We start from the raw sequence: 19,149 nt of genomic DNA on the forward strand, positions 1-19,149 counted from the left end.
CTGTTTTCTTTCGATAGCTACACCAGCAGCGCCAGAAAATCGGGCTGCCCATTCAAATATTCGAAGCTGAAGCCCTCCTCCCCCATGCGGGCCTTAATGGCGTCCACGTCGTGCGGCTGCTTGACTTCAATACCGACAAAAACGGGCCCTTTTTCCTTGTTGTTTTTCTTGATGTATTGGAAGTGGATAATGTCGTCGTCCTCGTGCAGCACGCGGTTCACGAAGCGGCGCAGGGCACCGGGGGCCTGATTGAAATTCACCATAAAGTAGTGCTTTAGGCCCTGATACTTGGCGGCGCGCTCCTTGATGTCCTCCATGCGGGTGATGTCGTTGTTGGAGCCGCTCACCACGCACACCACGGTTTTACCCGCAATGCGGCCGGCAAACTGGTGCAGGGCCGAAATGGTGAGCGTGCCGGCCGGCTCCAGCACAATGCCTTCCTCGTTGTACATCTTCAGCAAATCGAGGCAGACCTGGCCCTCCGGCACCAGCACCACTTCGTCGAGCAGCTCGCGGCACAGCTCAAACGTGAGCTGGCCGGGGCACTTCACCGCCGCGCCGTCCACGAAGCTGTCGATGCTGGCCAGCGCCGCGTGCTGGTTGTTTTGGATGGCATCGTGCATCGAAGGCGCGCCCAGGGGCTGCACGCCAATCAGCTTGGTACCTGGGCTCAGCAGCCGGAAAACGCTGCCCACGCCCGAGGCCAGCCCGCCCCCGCCGATGGGCAGAAAGCAGTAATCAATCGGCACGGTGGTGGCTTTCAGAATCTCCAGCCCCACGGTGGCTTGCCCTTCCACAATAGCCAGGTCATCGAACGGGTGAATGAATGTGCTGCCCCGTTTGTCGCTAAACTCCTTGGCGGCCCGAAACGAGTCATCGAAGCTGGCCCCGGTGAGGACCACCTCCACGTATTCCTTGCCGAACAGGCGCACCTTGTCCACCTTCTGGGCCGGCGTTTGGGCGGGCATGAAAATGTAGCCTCTCAGCCCCAAGAGCTTGCAGGCGTAGGCCACGCCCTGGGCGTGGTTACCGGCACTGGCGCACACTATTTCCCGCTCGCCCGCGATGGGCGGCAGCGTGCTCATCTTGTGGTAAGCCCCGCGAATCTTGTATGAGCGCACCACCTGCAAATCCTCCCGCTTCAGCAGCACCGTGGCATCATACAGGCGCGAAAGGCCGTGGTTTTGCAGCAGCGGCGTCTTGTAGATGACGTGCTTGAGGTTGCGCGCCGCCCGCTCCACATTTTTGAGCAGCACGGCGGGCGGGGCGGTGGTGGCGTTGGGCATAGCTTCTTGGTTTTGATTGAGCAAAAAAGAACGTCATGCCGAGCGCAGCCGAGGCATGACGTTTCAGATTAGTCGTTCGGGTGGGTCACCTCACCCCCGGCCCCTCTCCTTGGGGAGAGGGGAGCCTGACGATTTTCGACTGGTGCATATCCGGTGCCCCCTCTCCCTAAGGAGAGGGGGTCAGGGGGTGAGGTGACCCACCCGAACGACTACGCCTCCACCTTTTCCGCTGCCTTCGAGCGCAGCTGGCGCACCGTGGCACCAGTAGCCCACAGCTCCGACTCGCGCACTTCCTTCAGCTCCGCGTCCAGCTCGGCGCGGTAGTTGGGCGTAGTGCCGCGCTCGATGGTGCGGCGGGCTTCCTCGCCGCTGGCCACGCTGTCGTACAGCTCGTTGAGGACCGGCAGGGTGGCTTCGCGGAACTTGCCTTTCCAGTCAAGGGCGCCGCGCTGGGCGGTAACGGAGCAGTTGGCAAACATCCAGTCCATGCCGTTTTCGCCCACCAGCGGCACGAGGCTCTGGGTGAGCTCCTCCACGGTTTCGTTGAAGGCCTCGGAGGGCGAGTGGCCGCGCTGGCGCAGTACCTGGTACTGGGCCTCGATGATGCCGGCCAGGGCGCCCATCAGCACGCCCCGCTCGCCGGTGAGGTCGGAGTATACTTCCTTCTTGAAATCGGTTTCGAACAGATAGCCTGAGCCCACGCCGATGCCCATGGCAATGGCCTTCTCCCAGGCCTGGCCCGAGGCATCCTGGAACACGGCAAACGAGGAATTCAAGCCCCCACCAGCCACAAATAGGCGGCGCAGGCTGGTGCCGCTGCCCTTGGGCGCCACCAGAATCACGTCCACATCGGCGGGCGGGATGATGCCCGTCTGCTCATTAAACGTGATGCCGAAGCCGTGCGAGAAGTACAGGGTTTTGCCCGGCGTGAGCTTGCTCTTGAGCATGGGCCACAGCGCAATCTGGCCGGCGTCAGACAGCAGGTTGCAGATGATGGTGCCGCGCTCGGCCGCTTCTTCCAGCGAAAACAGGGTTTCGCCCTCTACCCAGCCATCCCGGATGGCGCGGTCCCACGACGGCGTGCCCGAGCGCTGGCCCACAATCACGTTGAAGCCGTTGTCGCGCATGTTCAGGGCCTGGCCCGGCCCCTGCACGCCATAGCCGATTACGGCGATAGTTTCGTCTTTGAGGTATTCCAGCGCCTTTTCGAGCGGGAATTCGTCGCGGGTGATAACGGTTTCGTCTACGCCGCCGAAATTGATTTGTGCCATAGGGGTTGAAATTTTGAGTGTTGAGGGTTGAATGTTGAGTTTGTTTTATCAGGGCTGAAGCGAGGAGTAAATGCTTAACTCAGCATTCACCCCTCAACACTCAACCCTTCCGAATTACATCGTAAACACCGCGTCGCGGCTGTTCAGAAACTCGTTTTCCGACACGTCCTCGCTGGGCTCGCGGCGCTCGAACTCGCGCAGCTTGTGGTTGAAGCCGTCGCTGGCCTTGATGATGGCGATGCGGGCGCTACGCACGAACTCGATGAGGCCGTAGGGCTGCAAAACGCGAATCAGATTGTCGGTTTCCTCGCGGTGGCCGGTCGTTTCAAACACCGTGTAGTCCTTGCGAATGACCACGGCGCGGGCCCCGTTTTCGCGCAGCAGGCGCTCCACGGAGGCTTTTTCGGCGATGACGTCAGTCGGCACTTTGTAGAGGGCCATTTCCTGCCAAATCACGTCGGCATTGGTGTTGTAATACACTTTTAGCACCTCCACCTGCTTCTCAATCTGGCGGGCCAGCTTGCTCACCACGTCCTCGGTTTCGGTGATGACGATGTTGAAGCGGTGGATGCCTTCAATTTCCGAAGGCGACACGTTCAAACTCTCGATGTTGATTTTGCGGCGCGAGAAAATGATGGCAATGCGGTTGAGCAGTCCCACCTGGTTTTCGGTGTAAGCCGTGATGTTGTATTCCTGGCGAGTCATAATGAGGTAAGCTTTAGCTTGCCGTCGAGGGCAAGAACGAACGGCGGAAGCTGCTGGCCGCCGTTTAGCGCGGAGCGCGTAACGGCTGGCCGATAAGTGGCCGGGAGTCTCCAGACTCCCGGGACGGACGAACCAACGCGAGTCTGGAGACTCGCCCCACTGGTTGGCCGGCCGTTACGCGCTGCGCGCTAAACGACGGCCAGCGGGGCATTCAGCACAGCCGGATTTCCGCCACGCTGCACCCCTGCGGCACCATCGGGAATATGTTATTCTCCTTCGCCACCATCACTTCCAGCAAAAAAGAGCCGGGCTGCTCCAGCATCTGCCGCAGCGCGGGCTGCAGCTCGTCGCGGGTTTCCACGCGCCGGCCGGCGATGCGGTAGCCGGCGGCCACGGCCACGTAGTCGGGACTTTGGATATCCACGAAGGAGTAGCGGCGGGCATTGAACAGCTCCTGCCACTGCCGCACCATGCCCAGGAAGCGGTTGTTGAGAATGATGATTTTCACATCGACCCCGGTTTGCATAATGGTACCCAGCTCCTGGATGGTCATCTGCACCCCGCCATCGCCGATGATGGCCACCACCGGCCGCTCGGGCGCGCCAAACTTGGCCCCGATAGCGGCCGGCAGCGCGAAGCCCATCGTGCCCAGCCCGCCGCTGGTGATGTTGCTGCGGGTGTGGTTGAATTTGGCGTAGCGGCAGGCCACCATCTGGTGCTGGCCCACGTCGGTCACGATGATGGCCTCGCCCTCGGTCAGCTCGTTTAGCTGCTGCAGGACCTCGCCCATGGTCAGCTCCTCGCCGGTCGGGAATAGCTCGTCGTTTATCACAGCGGCCACCTCCTCGGCCATGTAGTTCTGGAAGCGCTGGTGCCATTCGGGGTGGCTTTTGGCATTGACCAGCGCCGTGAGTAGCGGCAGGGTTTCCTTGCAGTCGCCCCACACGGGCACGGTGGCGGCCACGTTTTTGTCGATTTCGGTGGGGTCGATGTCGAGGTGAATCACCTGGGCCTGGCGGGCGTACTTGTCAAGGCGGCCGGTCACCCGGTCGTCGAAGCGCATGCCGATGGCGATGAGGACGTCGCACTCGTTGGTGAGCACGTTGGGGCCGTAGTTGCCGTGCATGCCCAGCATGCCCACGTTTAGCGGGTGGTCGGTGGGCAATGCACCCGCGCCGAGAATGGTCCAGGCGGCCGGGATTCCGCTTTTTTCGATGAAGGCCTTGAACTCCTGCTCGGCCTTGCCCAGAATCACGCCCTGGCCCCAGAGCACGAACGGCCGCTCGGCCTGGTTGATAAGCGCCGCCGCCGCGCGGATATATTCGGGCCGCACGATGGGTACCGGCCGGTAGCTGCGAATGTGCGCGCACGGCGCATACGGCGCGAAATGAAAGGCCTGCAGCTGCGCGTTCTTGGTAATGTCAATCAGCACCGGGCCGGGGCGGCCGCTGCGCGCAATGTAGAAGGCCTTCGCCAGCGCCTCGGGAATTTCCTCGGCCTTGGTTACCTGGTAGTTCCACTTCGTGACGGGCGTGGTGATGTTGATGATGTCGGTTTCCTGAAACGCATCGGTACCCAGCAAATGCGCAAACACCTGCCCCGTAATGCACACCAGCGGCGTGCTGTCAATCTGCGCATCGGCCAGGCCCGTCACCAGATTGGTCGCGCCCGGCCCGCTGGTGGCAAACACCACCCCCACCCGCCCGGACGCTCGCGCATACCCCTGCGCCGCGTGAATGCCGCCCTGCTCATGGCGCACCAGCACATGGTTCAGCCGGTCATTGAAGTCGTATAGCGCATCGTAAATCGGTATGATAGCCCCGCCGGGATAGCCGAAAATAGTGTCCACGCCCTCGGCCAGCAGGATGTTCAGCACGGCCTCCGCGCCCGTGGAGTTGGGGGTGGGGGCAGTTTCTGGCGCTGCTGAGGAGGTGGTTTCCGGCTCGGCTAGGATAGTGGTGGGCTCGTAGTTTAACATGGTGGTTGAGCTTAAAACGGCACGACGGGGTCACCTCACCCCCCGGCCCCCTCTCCCGCGGAGAGGGGGAGCCTGGCGATTACCATTTGAGGCATTTCCGGTGCTCCCTCTCCGCGGGAGAGGGGCCGTGCCCGGCAGGGGTCAGGGGGTGAGGTGAACGGGGAGGGCGACCTCCTCCAGCAAATCAGTAATGCACCCGTGGCTGGCGTCGCTCACGGTGCGGATATATTTCAGCAGCACGCCCTGGGTGGCATTGGGGCGGGGGCGCTGCCACTGGCTTCGGCGCAGCTCCAGTAGGGCGGAGTCAATCTGTATATCAATGGTATTAGCGGCAGCATCCAGGATAATCCAGTCGCCGTTTTCGACCAGCGCGATACCGCCGCCATCGTACGCCTCGGGGCAGACGTGGCCCACCACGAAGCCGTGGGTGCCGCCCGAAAACCGGCCGTCGGTAATCAGGGCCACTTTATCGCCCAGCCCGGCCCCGATGATGGCCGACGTAGGCTTGAGCATTTCGGGCATTCCCGGCCCGCCCTTGGGGCCCACGTAGCGAATCACGACGACCTCGCCGGCCTTAATTTTGCCGGCAGTAATGCCTTCGTTCAGCGCTTCTTCCGAGTCGAATACGTTGGCCGGGCCTTCGAAGCGCAGGCCCTCTTTGCCCGTGATTTTGGCCACCGCGCCTTTGGGGGCGAGGTTGCCGTAGAGAATCTGAATGTGGCCGTCAGCTTTGATGGGGTTGTTGAACGGGCGCAGCAGGTCCTGCTCGGGGCCGAGGGGCTGCACGTCGGCGAGGTTTTCAGCCAGGGTTTGGCCGGTCACGGTCAGCAGGTGGCCGTGGAGCAGGCCGGCGTCGAGCAGGGTGCGCATCACGGCGGGCACGCCGCCCAGGGCCGAGAGGTCCTCCATGAGGTACTTGCCGCTGGGCTTGAGGTCGGCCAGCACCGGCACGCGGTTGCTCACGGCCTGGAAATCCTCCATGTTCAGCGGCACGCCGGCGGCGTGGGCAATGGCGATGAGGTGCAGCACGGCATTGGTGGAGCCGCCCAGCACCGTGACCACCACCAGCGCGTTCTCGAACGCCTCGCGTACCAGAATGTCGCGGGGCTTGATATCGCGCTCCAGCAGCCGGCGCAGGTAGGCCCCGGCGTCGAGGCACTCCTGGGTTTTCTCTACGCTCACGGCGGGCAGCGACGACGAGAACGGCACGCTCATGCCCAGCGCCTCGATGGCGGCAGCCATGGTGTTGGCTGTGTACATACCGCCGCAGGCCCCCGGCCCGGGGCAGGCATTGTGGATGATACCGCTGTAGTCCTCGTCCGAAATCTGGCCCTGCAACTTCTTGCCGTAGGCCTCAAAACACGATACAATATTGAGCTGCTGCCCCTTAAACGTGCCGCCCTTGATGGTGCCGCCATACACCATCAGGCTAGGCCGGTTCAGCCGCGCCATCGCAATCAAAGCGCCGGGCATGTTCTTATCGCAACCTACCACCGTGGCGATGGCATCGTAGTTATGCGCGCCCGCCATGGCTTCAATAGAGTCGGCAATAATCTCGCGCGACACCAGCGAAAACCGCATGCCCGGCGTGCCGTTCGTGATGCCGTCGCTCACCCCAATGGTGTTGAAGCGCAGCCCCACCAAGCCCTGCGCCTGCACGCCGATTTTCACGCCGTCGGCCAACGCATCGAGGTGCATGTTGCAGGTGTTGCCCTCGAAGCCCGTGGAGCAGATGCCCACGAACGGCTTGCGCAAATCCGCATCCGACAGGCCCGAGCCGATGAGCATGGCCTGCGAGGCCGGCAAGCTGTCGTCCTGGGTGTAGATGCGGCTGTATTTGTTGAGAATCATGGATAGGGTTGGGAATCGTATGTTATGCGCTTCGTTGACGTTCTGACGGAGCGCCTCACCCCCGGCCCCTCTCCGAAAAGGAGAGGGGAGCCAGACGCAAGAGCGGAACCGGTGCCCCCTCTCCTTTTCGGAGAGGGGGTCAGGGGGTGAGGCGCCCCGCACGCGCCGTTCAGGCAGTCTGCGCGACCAGCGCGCCGGTCACCAGCGCCCGGTAGCGCTCGGCCAGTTGCGCGCCCAGCGTCTCTGAAAACGGCACGCTGAATTCCAGCTCATCGATGGCCGCGATGCCCACTACCTCGGCGGCGGTGCCGGTGTAGAAAGCGCCGATAGCGCCCTGTAGCTCGTCGGGGGTGAAGAACTTTTCGGTGACTGAAATGCCGGCTTCGCGGGCCAGGTCGATAATCGTGTTGCGGGTGATGCCGCGCAGGATGCTGCCCTGCGGCGCGGTGAACAGCTCGCCGTTTTTCTCGAAGAAGAAATTGGCACCGGGCCCTTCGGCCACGTAGCCGTTCATATCCAGCAGCAGGGCTTCGTCGAAGCCGCGGCCCTTGGCTTCGGAGCTGGCAATGATGGAGTTGACGTAATGACCCGATACTTTGGCCTCGATGGGTACGGCCTTGGGGTTGGGGCGCTGGTAGGGCGAGATGCTCAGGCGCAGGCTCTGGTCGCCGAGGTACTTGCCCCAGTCCCACACGGCAATGAGCAGGTTGCTGCTGCTGGCGTGCTTCAGGGTCATGTTGGGTTCGCCGGCATACACAAGGGGGCGGATGTAGGCGTCGGCGAGGTTGTTTTTTTCTAGTAGCTGGTAGGTGATGTCGGTCAGCTCCTCAACCGAATACTTGAACGGCAGGCCAATGCTGCGGCAGGAATAGTGCAGCCGCTCGTAGTGCTCCTCGGCCTTAAAAATGCGGGTTCCGGCCGACGTTGCGTAGGCCCGAATGCCTTCAAAAACGGCATAGCCATAGTGCAGCGACTGCGCGTAAGCGCCTACCTGGGCCGCCTCCGCTTTCACAAACTCGCCGTCTACAAAGGCGAGGGTATCGGGGTTGAAATACATACGTGTTTGAAACTGGAGAGAGAAGATTATGAAAAAGCCTTCCTGAGCGCGGGGCTTAGAAAGGCTTTTGCTGGGCTGCAAAATGCTGTTCCTATGCGCCCGCCGGGCCAGGAATAATGACGAATTTGATGACTTGGGGGAAGTGGGTTATCATGAGTTTTGAAATGTCATGCTGAGTGCGGCGGCTCGTTCGCCGACACCTCACCCCCTGACCCCCTCTCCAAAAAAGAGGGGGCACCGGTTCGGAAGAACAATTTTTCTACAAGCACTACCGAAAGCATTTCCGGTGCCCCCTCTTTTTTGGAGAGGGGGTCAGGGGGTGAGGTGTTGTTGGGGAACTAATGCCTTTCTCAGATGATAGTGCTAATCCCAATCTCCACGTTGTTCCTATTCCACTGCTTCTCGTTGGAATCGGCAATCCAGAAGGCGATATAATTCCCCACTTCCTCGGTGGTGTAAGGCGCGGTGGGGTTCAGCTCGGGAGTCAGCACGCTGTTGTTCAGGGCCTCGTCCACGGCCTCGCGTACGAGCGCAGCTTCCGAAAAAAGCTCCAGGTGCTCCAGCAGCATGGCCACTGAGAGAATGGCGGCAATGGGGTTGGCAATGCCCTTGCCCTTGGCCTGCGGGTAGGAGCCGTGGATGGGCTCGAACAGCGCCACCTCCTCGCCCACCGAGGCGGAGGGCAGCAGCCCCATCGAGCCGGCAATAACCGAGGCTTCGTCCGAGATAATATCGCCGAACATGTTCTCGGTCAGAACCACGTCAAACTGCTTCGGGTTGAGAATCATCTGCATCGCGGCGTTGTCCACAAAGAGGTAGTCTACCGTCACTTCGGGGTACTGGTGGGCCATTTCGCGCACTTCCTCGCGCCACAGACGGGAGGTTTCCAGCACATTGGCCTTGTCCACCAACGTCAGGTGCTGGCGGCGACACGCGGCAGCCTGAAACGCCAGATGCGCAATGCGCCGGATTTCATGGCGGCTGTAGGTGCAGTGGTCGTAAGCGCCTTCGCCGTCGGCGGTACGTCCCTTTTCGCCGAAGTAGATGCCACCGGTCAGCTCCCGGAAAATGACCATATCGGTGTCCTTGATGCGCTCGGTTTTGAGGGGCGAATGGGGCAGCAGGACGTCGTAGGCCGCGACCGGGCGAATGTTGGCAAACAGGCCCAACTCCTTGCGCAGGCGCAGCAGGCCCTGCTCGGGGCGCACCTTGGCGCTGGGGTCGTTGTCGTATTTCGGGTCACCGATGGCACCCAGGAGCACGGCATCGGCGGCGCGACAGGCGTCGAGGGTTTCGTCGGGCAGCGGGTTGCCGGTGGCGTCGATGGCGCAGGCTCCCATCAGGTAGGTCTGCAGGTCGAAGTGGTGGTCGAACCGCTCGGCCACGGCTTCGAGCACCTTCACGGCTTGCCGGCACACTTCGGGCCCGATGCCATCGCCGGGCAACACGGCTATTTTTATGGTTTTCATGGTTGTGAGGTAAGCTTTAGCTTGCCGTTATATACTTACAATCAGCCTTATAAACTCTATTTTTTTTCGGCAAGCTAAAGCTTACCTCACTTATCACCAGGTCCAGGCTCGACCCGATTCGTAGGCTTCGATGGCCGGTTTCTGGCTCAGCAGGTAATCGATGTCGTCGTAGCCGTTAATCAGGCATTCCTTTTTGTAGGCGTCGATATCGAAGTGGAAGCTCTCGCCGGTGGCGGGCAAGTGCAGCGTTTGCTCGGGCAGGTTCACCACGAATTCGGTATCGCCATCCTTTTCCGCAAGGGTGAATATGCGGGCCAACTCGGCATCGGTTAGTTGCAAGGGCAGCAAGCCGGTGTTCAGCGCGTTGCCCCGGAAGATATCGGCGAAGTAGCTCGAAATCACCACCCGAAAACCGGCGTCGTACAGCGCCCAGGCGGCATGCTCGCGGCTCGAACCGCAGCCGAAATTCTTGCCCGCCAGCAGAATCTGGCCGGCGTAGCAGGCATCGTTGAGAACAAAGTCGGGCTTCGGCGTTCCGTCGGCGTTGAAGCGCCAGTCGCGGAACAGGTTTTCGCCGAAGCCCTCCCTCGTCGTCGCCTTCAGGAAACGGGCCGGAATAATCTGGTCCGTATCGATGTTTTCGAGCGGCAGCGGCACGGCGGCCGAGTGCAGGGTCTGGAATTTTTCCATGTGGTCGTTCTGGCGGGTCGCCTCACCCCCCGGCCCCCTCTCCGGTGGAGAGGGAGAGAGTTCAGACGATGGAAGACATTTGCAGATTTATTTCGATTGAAGTCGACTGGCACCCCTCTCCAGCGGAGAGGGGCTGGGGGTGAGGCGTACGTTAGTTCAAATACTGCGTGATATCCACAATTCTGCCCTGCACCGCCGTAATGGCCGCTACCAGCGGACTCGCCAGCAGCGTGCGCGAACCCGGCCCCTGCCGCCCCTCGAAGTTGCGGTTCGACGTAGCCACGCAGTAGGCCCCAGCGGGGATTTTATCCTCATTCATGGCCAGGCAGGCGCTGCAGCCGGGTTCGCGCAGCTCGAAGCCGGCGGCGGCCAGAATCTTGTCGAGGCCCTCGGCGATGGCCTGCTGCTCCACCTGCTTCGAGCCGGGCACAATGATGGCCTCGACGTGGCCCGCCTTCTGCTTGCCCTGCACGTAGGCCGCCACCGCCCGCAAATCCTCGATGCGCGAGTTGGTGCAGCTGCCGATGAACACGTAGTTGATTTCCTTACCCAGCAGCGATTCGCCCCGCTGAAAGCCCATGTATTGCAGCGACTTATCGAAGCTCTCGGCTTCGCTGGCCGGTACTTCGCTGGGGATGTGGCCGGTCAGGGCGATGCCCATGCCGGGGTTGGTACCGTAGGTTATCATCGGTGGGATGGCGGCGGCATCGAAGTGGTGCTCAACCTCGAAAACCGTGTCTTTGTCCGAATACAGCGTTTCCCAATAGGCTACGGCCTGCTCCCAGGCGGCTTCCTTGGGAGCGTAGGGGCGGCCTTTAACGTAAGCGAAAGTCGTTTCATCCGGCGCGATGAGGCCACCACGGGCGCCCATTTCAATGCTCATGTTGCAGACCGTCATGCGGCCTTCCATGCTGAGGGCGCGCACGGCGCTGCCGGCGTATTCCACAAAGTAGCCGGTGGCCCCACCGGTGCCGAGCTGCGCAATTACATAGAGAATCAAATCTTTGGCGGTCACGCCGGGCCGCAGCTCGCCATCCACCGATATGCGCATGCGCTTGGGGCGGCTGAGCAGCAGGCACTGGGTTGCCATCACCTGGGCCACTTGGCTGGTGCCGATGCCGAAGGCCACCGCCCCGAACGCGCCGTGGGTAGAGGTGTGGCTGTCGCCGCACACAATGGTGGTACCGGGCAGCGTGAGGCCCAGCTCCGGCCCGATGACGTGCACGATGCCCTGGCGGGCGTGGCCCAGGCCGTACAATTCCACGCCGTACTTGGCGCAATTCGCAGTCAGCTTGTCTACCTGCGAGCGGCTCAGCGGCTCCTCGATGGGCAGGTGCTGGTTGCGGGTGGGCACGTTGTGGTCGGCCGTGGCGAGGATGCGCGCGGGGCGGAACAGCGGCAACCCGCGGGCTTCGAGCTCGTCGAACGCCTGCGGGCTGGTCACCTCGTGGATGAGGTGCCGGTCGATATATACGATGTCCAGGCCGCCCGGCGCAGTTTTCACTACGTGCGCATCCCAGATTTTATCGAATAAGGACTTGGCCATTTTTGGTGCTTGGTTATTGGTGCCTGGTGCGTGGGCTTAGCCTTCGGAATCGGATAAAAAATCGGCTCCGGCAGTGGGTGCTGCCTGCTGGGTTATGGCTACAGCGTAGCTTATCCAGTCGGCGCAGCGCTGGGGGAGCGACGCCGACTGGTCGGGCTGGTGGTTTTCGGGGGAAGTAACGAGGCGGGTATAAGGCGTTTCGGGGGTGTTCATTATATTAATAATTAATCAATTAGCGGTAACGAGCTTTTCCTGTTCAACCAGTTTGTGCAAGTCCTGGTCCACTACCTCGCGCTGGCGGTCGGCCAGCTCCATGAAGCGGGCGTAGGCTTTATTCAGCTCGGGCTTTTCGAAATCGTAGCCGATTTTCTGGAGGCGATAGGCCAGGGCGGCGCGGCCGGAGCGGGCCGTGAGCACGATGGACGAATCGGCCACGCCGACTTCCCGGGGGTCGATGATTTCGTAGGTTTCGCGGTGCTTGATGATGCCGTCCTGGTGGATGCCGCTGCTGTGCGAGAAGGCATTGGCCCCCACAATGGCCTTGTTGGGCTGCACGGGCATGGTCATGAGGTGCGACACCATGGCCGAGGTTTCGGCCAGCAGGCGGGTGTTGATGTTGGTGTGCAGGTTGAGGTAGGGGTGCTGGCGCAGAATCATCACCACTTCTTCAAGGGCCGTGTTGCCGGCGCGCTCGCCCACGCCGTTGATGGTGCACTCGATTTGGCGGGCGCCGTTCATCACGCCGGCAATGGAGTTGGCGGTGGCCAGGCCCAGGTCGTTGTGGCAGTGCGTGGAGAGGCGCACGTTGTGGATGCCCGTCACGTTCTCGTGCAGGTACTTGATTTTCGCGCCGTATTCCTGGGGCAGGCAGTAGCCGGTGGTGTCGGGGATATTGAGGACGGTGGCCCCGGCCCGGATAGCGGCCTCGCACACGCGGGCCAGAAACTCGTTGTCGGTGCGGCCGGCATCTTCGGCGTAGAATTCCACGTCTTCCACGAAGCTCTTGGCGAGCTTCACGGCGGCGATGGCGCGGGCCAGCACGTCCTCCCGCGTGGTGCAGAGCTTGTGCTGAATGTGGACATCGGAAGTGCCGATGCCGGTGTGGATGCGCGGGTAGCGGGCCGGGCGCAGGGCCTCGGCGGCCACGCGAATGTCGTTTTCGACGGCCCGCGACAGGCCGCAGACGGTGGCTTCGCGGGTCTGGGCGGCAATGGCCTGCACGGCGGCAAAATCGCCGGGGCTGGAAACCGGGAAGCCGGCCTCGATGACGTCGACGCCGAGCTGTTCGAGCTGCCGGGCAATGAGAAGCTTCTCGTCGCGGTTTAGCTTGCAGCCCGGCACCTGTTCGCCGTCGCGGAGCGTGGTATCGAAGATTTGGATTTGCTGGGTTGGCATGCGATAATCGCCCGAAACGAAAGGCGGTAGTGGTGAATAGGTCGGCAAGAACCGCCCTACGCTCGCGCTGCAAAATCCTGTTTTCGGAAATTATACTATTTCCAAAAGCCGAATTTCATCAAACAACCATTTATCTATCAGCTACTTGCTTTCTAATTCCATACAATGCCTACCAAAAGCCAGGAGCCCGTATTTCAGTTAATTAAGTCCCTGACGCGGACGGAAAAGCGCCATTTCCGACTGTTTACCAATCGGGCGGGGGCGAGCGAGGACCTCAAATTCCTGCTGCTTTTCGATGCCCTCGACGCGCTGGATACGGCCGACGATGCCGCCGTGCTCGCCCAGGTGCCCAGCCTGAAGCGGGTGCAGCTGGCCAACCTCAAAGCCAACCTCTACCGGCAGCTGCTGGCCAGCCTGCGCGTGTATCACGCCGGCCAGAACCCCGATATTCAGCTGCACGAGCAGCTCGACTACGCCCGCGTGCTCTACAACAAGGGCTTCTACCAGCAGGCGCTGCGCATGCTGGAAAAGGTGAAACAGGGCGCGCGCCAGGCCGAAATGCCGCACATCGTGCTGCTGGCCCTCGATTTTGAGAAGCTAATTGAAAGCCAGTACATTACCCGCAGCCTGAAGGACCGGGCCGATACCCTCACCGCCGAAGCCACCGACACCGTGGCCCACCTGGCCAACCAGCATGCGCTTAGCAACGCCTCGCTGCGCCTGTACGGGCTGTACCTGAAGGCCGGGCACGCCCGCAACCGGGCCGACCACGAGCACATCACCGCATTTTTCCGGGAGAACCTACCGCCGCAGGTGCACAGTGCGGGCGGTTTTTTCGAGAAGCTTTACTTCTACCAGGCCCACGTGTGGTACCACACGCTCGACCAGGATTTCCGGGCCGGCTACCGCTATGCCCAGAAGTGGGTCGATTTGTTTGAGTCCGCACCGCACATGAAGGAGCTGCAAACCATGCTCTACATCAAAGGCCTGCACAATTTGCTGGCCTCACTGTATAACATGTTGTACTACAGCAAATTCAAGCAGGTATTGAATACCCTCGAAGAGTTTGCTGCCAACCAGACGCGCCGTAGCAGCCCCAACACCGAAATCCTGCTCTTCCAGTACCTCTACACCAACCGCATCAACGCCTACTTCCTCGAAGGCCGCTTCACCGAGGGCCTGACTATTATCCCCGACTTGCTGGAGCAGCTGGAGCGCTACAAGCCGCAGCTCGACCTGCACCGCACGCTGGTGCTGTACTACAAAATCGCGAGCCTGTATTTCGGCAGCGGCGAGTTCGGGAAGGCCATCGAATACCTCAACCTGATTATTCAGCACAAGGAGCTGAGCCTGCGCGAGGACCTGCAATGCTTCGCCCGCATCCTGAACCTGATTGCCCACTACGAGGCCGGCGACGATGCCAGCCTGGACTACCAGATTCGCTCGGTGTACCACTTTCTGGGCAAGATGGACGACCAACAGCCCATGCAGGTCGAGATTTTCCGGTTTTTGCGCACCGTGGGCAGCATTGCGCCGCACCAGGTGCGCGAGGCGTTTATCCGGCTGCGCGATAAGCTCATCGTCATCGCCGCCACGCCCTACGAGAGCCGGCCGTTTCTGTACCTCGACATCGTGTCGTGGCTCGACAGCAAGATTGAGGGCGTGCCGGTGCAGGAGGTGATGCGCCGGAAATTTCGGCGGATGAAGTAGGCGAAACCTCACCCCCGGCCCCTCTCCTGCGGAGAGGGGCCGGGGGTGAGGCAAGCGTAACGGAATCGTCTGGCTCCCCCTCTCCGCGGGAGAGGGGGCCGGGGGGTGAGGTGAGCCGGTCGGTGGGCCCCGGCCGTACCTTTGCCGCCTCATTACCACTCCCCCAAAAAATGTCGGCAACGACCCTCCTGCTGTTTTTCAACCTGCTCTTCGCCCTGCCGCCCGCGCCGAAGCCCACCGTCACCTTCCCGGTACCCAGCGGCGTGCCCAACCAGCTCTTCTACCTCCAGCGCGACCCCAATACCAATACCGTCATCTACCAGCTGAACGTGGACCGCGCCGGCCACCTCATCGAGGACGAGCCCGTGAACGTGTTCTGGCTGCGCTACGACGAGCACGGCGAGCGCAAGGATTTGAACTTCATCCAGCGCAAGTTTGCCTACGGCCTCACGGCCGAAAAGCTGGCGGCCGATAAATACGAGCTGAAATTCGCGGCCTACAACAAGGTCCGGTTCTACCTGCTACGCTCGCCGACGGATAAGGCGCTCCACGTGTACACCACCGTAGCCGGCAAGCAGATTCAGCTGGAGCGCGTGTTTCTGCGCATCGAGGGCGGCACGTTCTGGGTGCCGAATGTGAAGTACATCGAGTTCAAAGGCCTGAATACGGCCACCCGCGAGCCGGTAGCCGAGCGAATTATGCTGTAGCGCGGACGAAAAGTCGGCGCTACATGCCTTCGCCCTATCTTTGGCCGGAGCCGTGCCCGGTGGGGCCGGCCGCCTTTCTGCATGATTCCGGCTACCTCTCTGCAACGCCTCTTCGGCATCAAAGCCAGCGAAACCCGCACCGTGGGGCTGTTTTTGCTGCACAATTTCCTGCTCGGCATCGGCTCGGTGCTGGTGTACGTGGCAGCCAACGTGCTGCTGCTGGAGCACCACCCCGAGCACAGCCTGCCGCTGGGCTACCTCGTGGGCGCGCTGGCCATGATGGCCGTGAGCAAGGTCTACACGCATTTCGAACACCATTACCTGCTCAAAAAGCTGGTTGTGCGCGTGCTGCTGGCCGTGGTAGCCCTCACGGGCGTGCTGGGCGTGCTGGTGGTAGTGGGCCATTCGGTGGCGGCGGCCGTGGCCATTATGGCTGGCTATCGGGTCATCTACCTGCTCACTAACCTCGAATTCTGGGGCATTTCGGCGGTGGTGTTTGATGTGCGGCAGAGCAAGCGCCTGTTCAGCATCATCAGCTCGGGCGATATGCCGGCCAAGGCCCTGGGCGCGGTGCTGGCCGCCCTCATCCACGGCGACGCGCAGTTGCCCGTGCTGCTGGGCGTGGCGTTTATGGCCTACCTGGGAGCCTTGTTCACGTTGCGCTCCACCCTCAAGTCGCACGTAGTGGAGGCCACGGCGCGGCCAGTACGGGCCGTGGCGCACCCGCCGAAGAAGCTGGTGCAACAGCTCTTCGGCGGCAGCCAGCTGGTGCTGGCCATGTGCCTGAGCCTGGTGGCCATCGCGGCCGTGATTACGGGCGTGGAGTACATGTTTTTCCTGAACGTAAAGCACAAGTTTCACGAGGCCGAGGACGTGATGCAGTCGGTGGGCTGGGTGCTGGCGGCCACGTACTTAGCCGCCACGTTCTTCAAGCTGCTGGTGAGCCGGCAGGCGCTGGAGCGCTACGGCGTGCAATGGTCCCTGCGGCTGCTGCCGGTGGTGGCGCTGGTGGCGCTGGCAGTATTTGGCGGCTACAAGGTGGCCAGCGGCTACTCGGCCACCGGGCAGCTGGCCTTCTATTGCGGGCTGTACCTGCTGCTGGAGGTGCTGCGGCGCACCGTGTTCGACCCCGTGTTTCTGGTGCTGTTTCAGCCGCTGGCGCCGCCGCAACGGCTGGCGGCGCACACACTGGCCAAGGGTTTTTACGAGCCGCTGGGCATGGCCCTCACGGGTGGGCTGTTCTTCGCCCTGCGCTCGTCGGGCCTGCTCGATGGCGGCCTGCCCCTGGTATGGATGGGCGCGCTATTGGGGCTGGCGCTGCTGTTTTTGCGTCGCACCTACCTGAATTATCTGGCCGAATTGAAGGAAGGCCTGGGCCGTCGCTTCGCCGAAACGGCCGAGCTGGCCCTGCCCGATGCCGCCCGCCACGTGGTGCTGGCCCACCTGCTCAGCCCCCACCCCACCGAGGTGCTGAATGCCGTGGCCTGGCTGCGCAAGCACGAGCCGAAGTCGCTGCCCGCCCACGCCCCGCGCCTGCTCGAACATCCCGACGAGCGCATTCGCCTGGCCCTGCTGGCCACGCCCGAAGCCCGCCCCCTGCCCGCCGAAGCCCTCCAGGCCCTGGCGCTGCGCGACCCCGCCGCCGCCGTGCGCGAAGCGGCCGCCCGCCAGCTGGCTGCCGCCATCCCCGACGCGCCAGCCGTGGCCGCCCTGCTCGCCGGCCCCGACCTGGCCGCCCGCCAGGGAGCCATCCGGGGTAGCCTCGAAGCCACGCCCGGGCACGAAGCCGCGCAACACAGCCTGTATCTGCTGCTGCCGAATGCCGAAAGTAGCCCCGGCCCCACCGCCGACCTGGCGGCCTTGGCCCTGCTTCCGCTCTTCCCACTTGATATTCAGCATCAGCTGATTGAGCGCCACCTAGCCAACCTTGAACCGGCGGTAGCGCACGCCGCCCTAGCCGCTATCGGTACCGTGGGGCATCTCGAACTGGCCCACCACCTGCTGGCCGCCCTCAACGATAAGCACCGCTGGTCCGTGGCCGCCGACAGCCTTGTGGCCCTGGGCCCGGCCGTGGTGCCGCTGCTGCGCCAGGCCTTGCTGCAGGAGGCCGAGCCCGCCCACCCGCAGCGCCTGGCCACTGTGCTCGAACGCCTCGACACCGCCGCCAGCCGCGCCGTGCTGCTGGAGCTGGCCATGCACCCGCACCTGTTTTCGCGCGGGGTGGCGCTACGGGCGCTGCGCCGCTTTCCGGCCCGCACCGCCGACCGGCCCACCTTCGAGCACCTGTTGCGCGAGGAATTCAGCCTAGCCGCGCAGCTGCTGCAAGGCGTGGTGGCCGATGGCCGCCCGGCCCTGGCCGCCACCGTCGACTACGAGTTGACCCTGTTGCACCAGCGTGTGTTCGGCCTGCTGGCCCAGCTCTACGATGCCGAGCTGGTGGCCACGGCCCAGCGCAACGTAGCCCACGCCGCCCGCGAACGCCAGGCCAACGCCCTCGAAATCCTCGACAACCTTATCCCCCGGCCCATTTACCAAGGCTTGCAGGCCCTGCTCGATGACTCGCCCGTGGCCGAGAAGGCGCGGCTGTTTGCCAGCCTCACGGCAGTGCCAGCACCGGCCGTTCATCATACGTTGGTGCCAATGGGCGCAGCGGCGGCGGCCGGCAGTGCCATTGCCCCACCGCCACACGTGCAGCACTATGCGCCGCTGCCCACTCCCGAGCCGTTGCCCACCCTGCTGCTGCGCCACGGCCACACCGCCTTCACCTCCTGGACGCTAAGCCAGGCCCTGCGCCACTGGCAACCCCTCGAAACCGACGCGGCCGACCTGCTGCGGCCCTACTGCACCTCGCCCTACCTGCTACTGCGCGAAAGCGCCGGAGTAGCGGCCCGGGCGCTGGCCGCCCACCGTGGCGTGCCCCTCTCCGAACTTCATCTTCCCCTCGAAATGAGCCACGCCCACGCCACTTCCGACGCCCGCATTTCTGCCCTGGAGCGGGTGGTGGTGCTGAAAAGCACCGCCCTGTTTGCCACCACGCCCGAAAACGTGCTCAGCAGCATCGTGCCCATTATGAAGGAAGTAACGTTTCGGGAAGGCGAGGAGATTTTTGCCAAAGGCGATATCGGCACCTCGCTGTTCATCGTGCACGATGGGCAGGTGGGCGTTTTCAACGGCCCGCAGCAGCTGGCCACCTTCGGGCCGGGCGACTTTTTTGGCGAGCTAGCCCTGCTCGATGCCGAGCCGCGCTCGGCCACGGCGGCGGCCCTGAGCGAGGTGCTGGCCTTCCGCATCGACCAGGAAGATTTCTACGACCTGATGGAGGAGCGCGGCGAGGTGCTGCGCAATATCCTGCGCATGCTGTGCCAGCGCATCAGGGCGCAGAACGAGAAGATGCGCGAGTTGGCGGGGTAGGCGTGAGGGGAACGAACGTCATGCCGAGCGCAGCCGAGGCATCTCGCGTGCAACAGTAACTCAGTCGTTGACA

Annotated in this window: 14 protein-coding genes; 3 read left to right on the plus strand and 11 right to left on the minus strand. The window is 62.7% G+C overall.

Going from position 1 to position 19,149, the window contains the following annotated elements; translation table 11 throughout:
- Positions 1–17: 17 nt before the first annotated feature.
- The 11 genes from ilvA to HBN54_RS06665 form a co-directional block, all read right to left on the minus strand.
- Positions 18–1,286 (minus strand): threonine ammonia-lyase IlvA, encoded by a 1,269-nt coding sequence (gene ilvA, locus HBN54_RS06615; protein ID WP_168672374.1) that lies wholly within the window; start codon positions 1,284–1,286, stop codon positions 18–20.
- Between the two features lie 209 nt (positions 1,287–1,495).
- Positions 1,496–2,557, minus strand: a complete 1,062-nt coding sequence (ilvC, locus tag HBN54_RS06620; protein ID WP_168672375.1) for a ketol-acid reductoisomerase — start codon at positions 2,555–2,557, stop codon at positions 1,496–1,498.
- A 114-nt stretch (positions 2,558–2,671) separates the two neighbouring features.
- Positions 2,672–3,262, minus strand: a complete 591-nt coding sequence (gene ilvN / locus HBN54_RS06625) for an acetolactate synthase small subunit (protein WP_168672376.1) — start codon at positions 3,260–3,262, stop codon at positions 2,672–2,674.
- Positions 3,263–3,473: 211 nt separating this feature from the next.
- Positions 3,474–5,240, minus strand: a complete 1,767-nt coding sequence (gene ilvB, locus HBN54_RS06630) for a biosynthetic-type acetolactate synthase large subunit (RefSeq protein ID WP_168672377.1) — start codon at positions 5,238–5,240, stop codon at positions 3,474–3,476.
- 141 nt (positions 5,241–5,381) lie between these two features.
- On the minus strand, positions 5,382–7,091 hold the full coding sequence (ilvD, locus tag HBN54_RS06635; protein WP_168672378.1) for a dihydroxy-acid dehydratase: 1,710 nt from the start codon (positions 7,089–7,091) through the stop codon (positions 5,382–5,384).
- A 169-nt stretch (positions 7,092–7,260) separates the two neighbouring features.
- Positions 7,261–8,148, minus strand: a complete 888-nt coding sequence (locus HBN54_RS06640; protein ID WP_168672379.1) for a branched-chain amino acid transaminase — start codon at positions 8,146–8,148, stop codon at positions 7,261–7,263.
- A 350-nt stretch (positions 8,149–8,498) separates the two neighbouring features.
- A complete protein-coding gene (gene leuB, locus HBN54_RS06645; RefSeq protein WP_168672380.1) occupies positions 8,499–9,617 on the minus strand; it encodes a 3-isopropylmalate dehydrogenase in 1,119 nt (372 codons plus the stop codon).
- Positions 9,618–9,710: 93 nt separating this feature from the next.
- On the minus strand, positions 9,711–10,307 hold the full coding sequence (leuD, locus tag HBN54_RS06650; RefSeq protein ID WP_168672381.1) for a 3-isopropylmalate dehydratase small subunit: 597 nt from the start codon (positions 10,305–10,307) through the stop codon (positions 9,711–9,713).
- A gap of 151 nt (positions 10,308–10,458) precedes the next feature.
- Positions 10,459–11,853 (minus strand): 3-isopropylmalate dehydratase large subunit, encoded by a 1,395-nt coding sequence (gene leuC / locus HBN54_RS06655; RefSeq protein ID WP_168672382.1) that lies wholly within the window; start codon positions 11,851–11,853, stop codon positions 10,459–10,461.
- 36 nt (positions 11,854–11,889) lie between these two features.
- Positions 11,890–12,066, minus strand: a complete 177-nt coding sequence (locus HBN54_RS06660) for a hypothetical protein (protein ID WP_168672383.1) — start codon at positions 12,064–12,066, stop codon at positions 11,890–11,892.
- 15 nt (positions 12,067–12,081) lie between these two features.
- Complete coding sequence (locus tag HBN54_RS06665) at positions 12,082–13,248, minus strand: 2-isopropylmalate synthase (RefSeq protein WP_168672384.1); 1,167 nt, start codon at positions 13,246–13,248, stop codon at positions 12,082–12,084.
- A 165-nt stretch (positions 13,249–13,413) separates the two neighbouring features.
- On the opposite strand from HBN54_RS06665, the gene HBN54_RS06670 reads away from it, so the two are divergent.
- From HBN54_RS06670 to HBN54_RS06680, 3 genes are all read left to right on the plus strand, one after another.
- Positions 13,414–14,958: a hypothetical protein gene (locus HBN54_RS06670; RefSeq protein WP_168672385.1), complete on the plus strand. Its 1,545-nt coding sequence runs from the start codon at positions 13,414–13,416 to the stop codon at positions 14,956–14,958.
- 170 nt (positions 14,959–15,128) lie between these two features.
- The gene (locus HBN54_RS06675; protein WP_168672386.1) at positions 15,129–15,665 is read left to right on the plus strand and encodes a DUF4833 domain-containing protein; all 537 of its coding nucleotides are present in this window, start codon (positions 15,129–15,131) and stop codon (positions 15,663–15,665) included.
- 81 nt (positions 15,666–15,746) lie between these two features.
- Positions 15,747–19,076 (plus strand): cyclic nucleotide-binding domain-containing protein, encoded by a 3,330-nt coding sequence (locus HBN54_RS06680; RefSeq protein ID WP_168672387.1) that lies wholly within the window; start codon positions 15,747–15,749, stop codon positions 19,074–19,076.
- The last annotated feature ends 73 nt before the right edge of the window (positions 19,077–19,149 follow it).

The sequence above is a fragment of the Hymenobacter artigasi genome (genome assembly GCF_012275535.1).
Classification (GTDB): Bacteria; Bacteroidota; Bacteroidia; order Cytophagales; family Hymenobacteraceae; genus Hymenobacter; species Hymenobacter artigasi.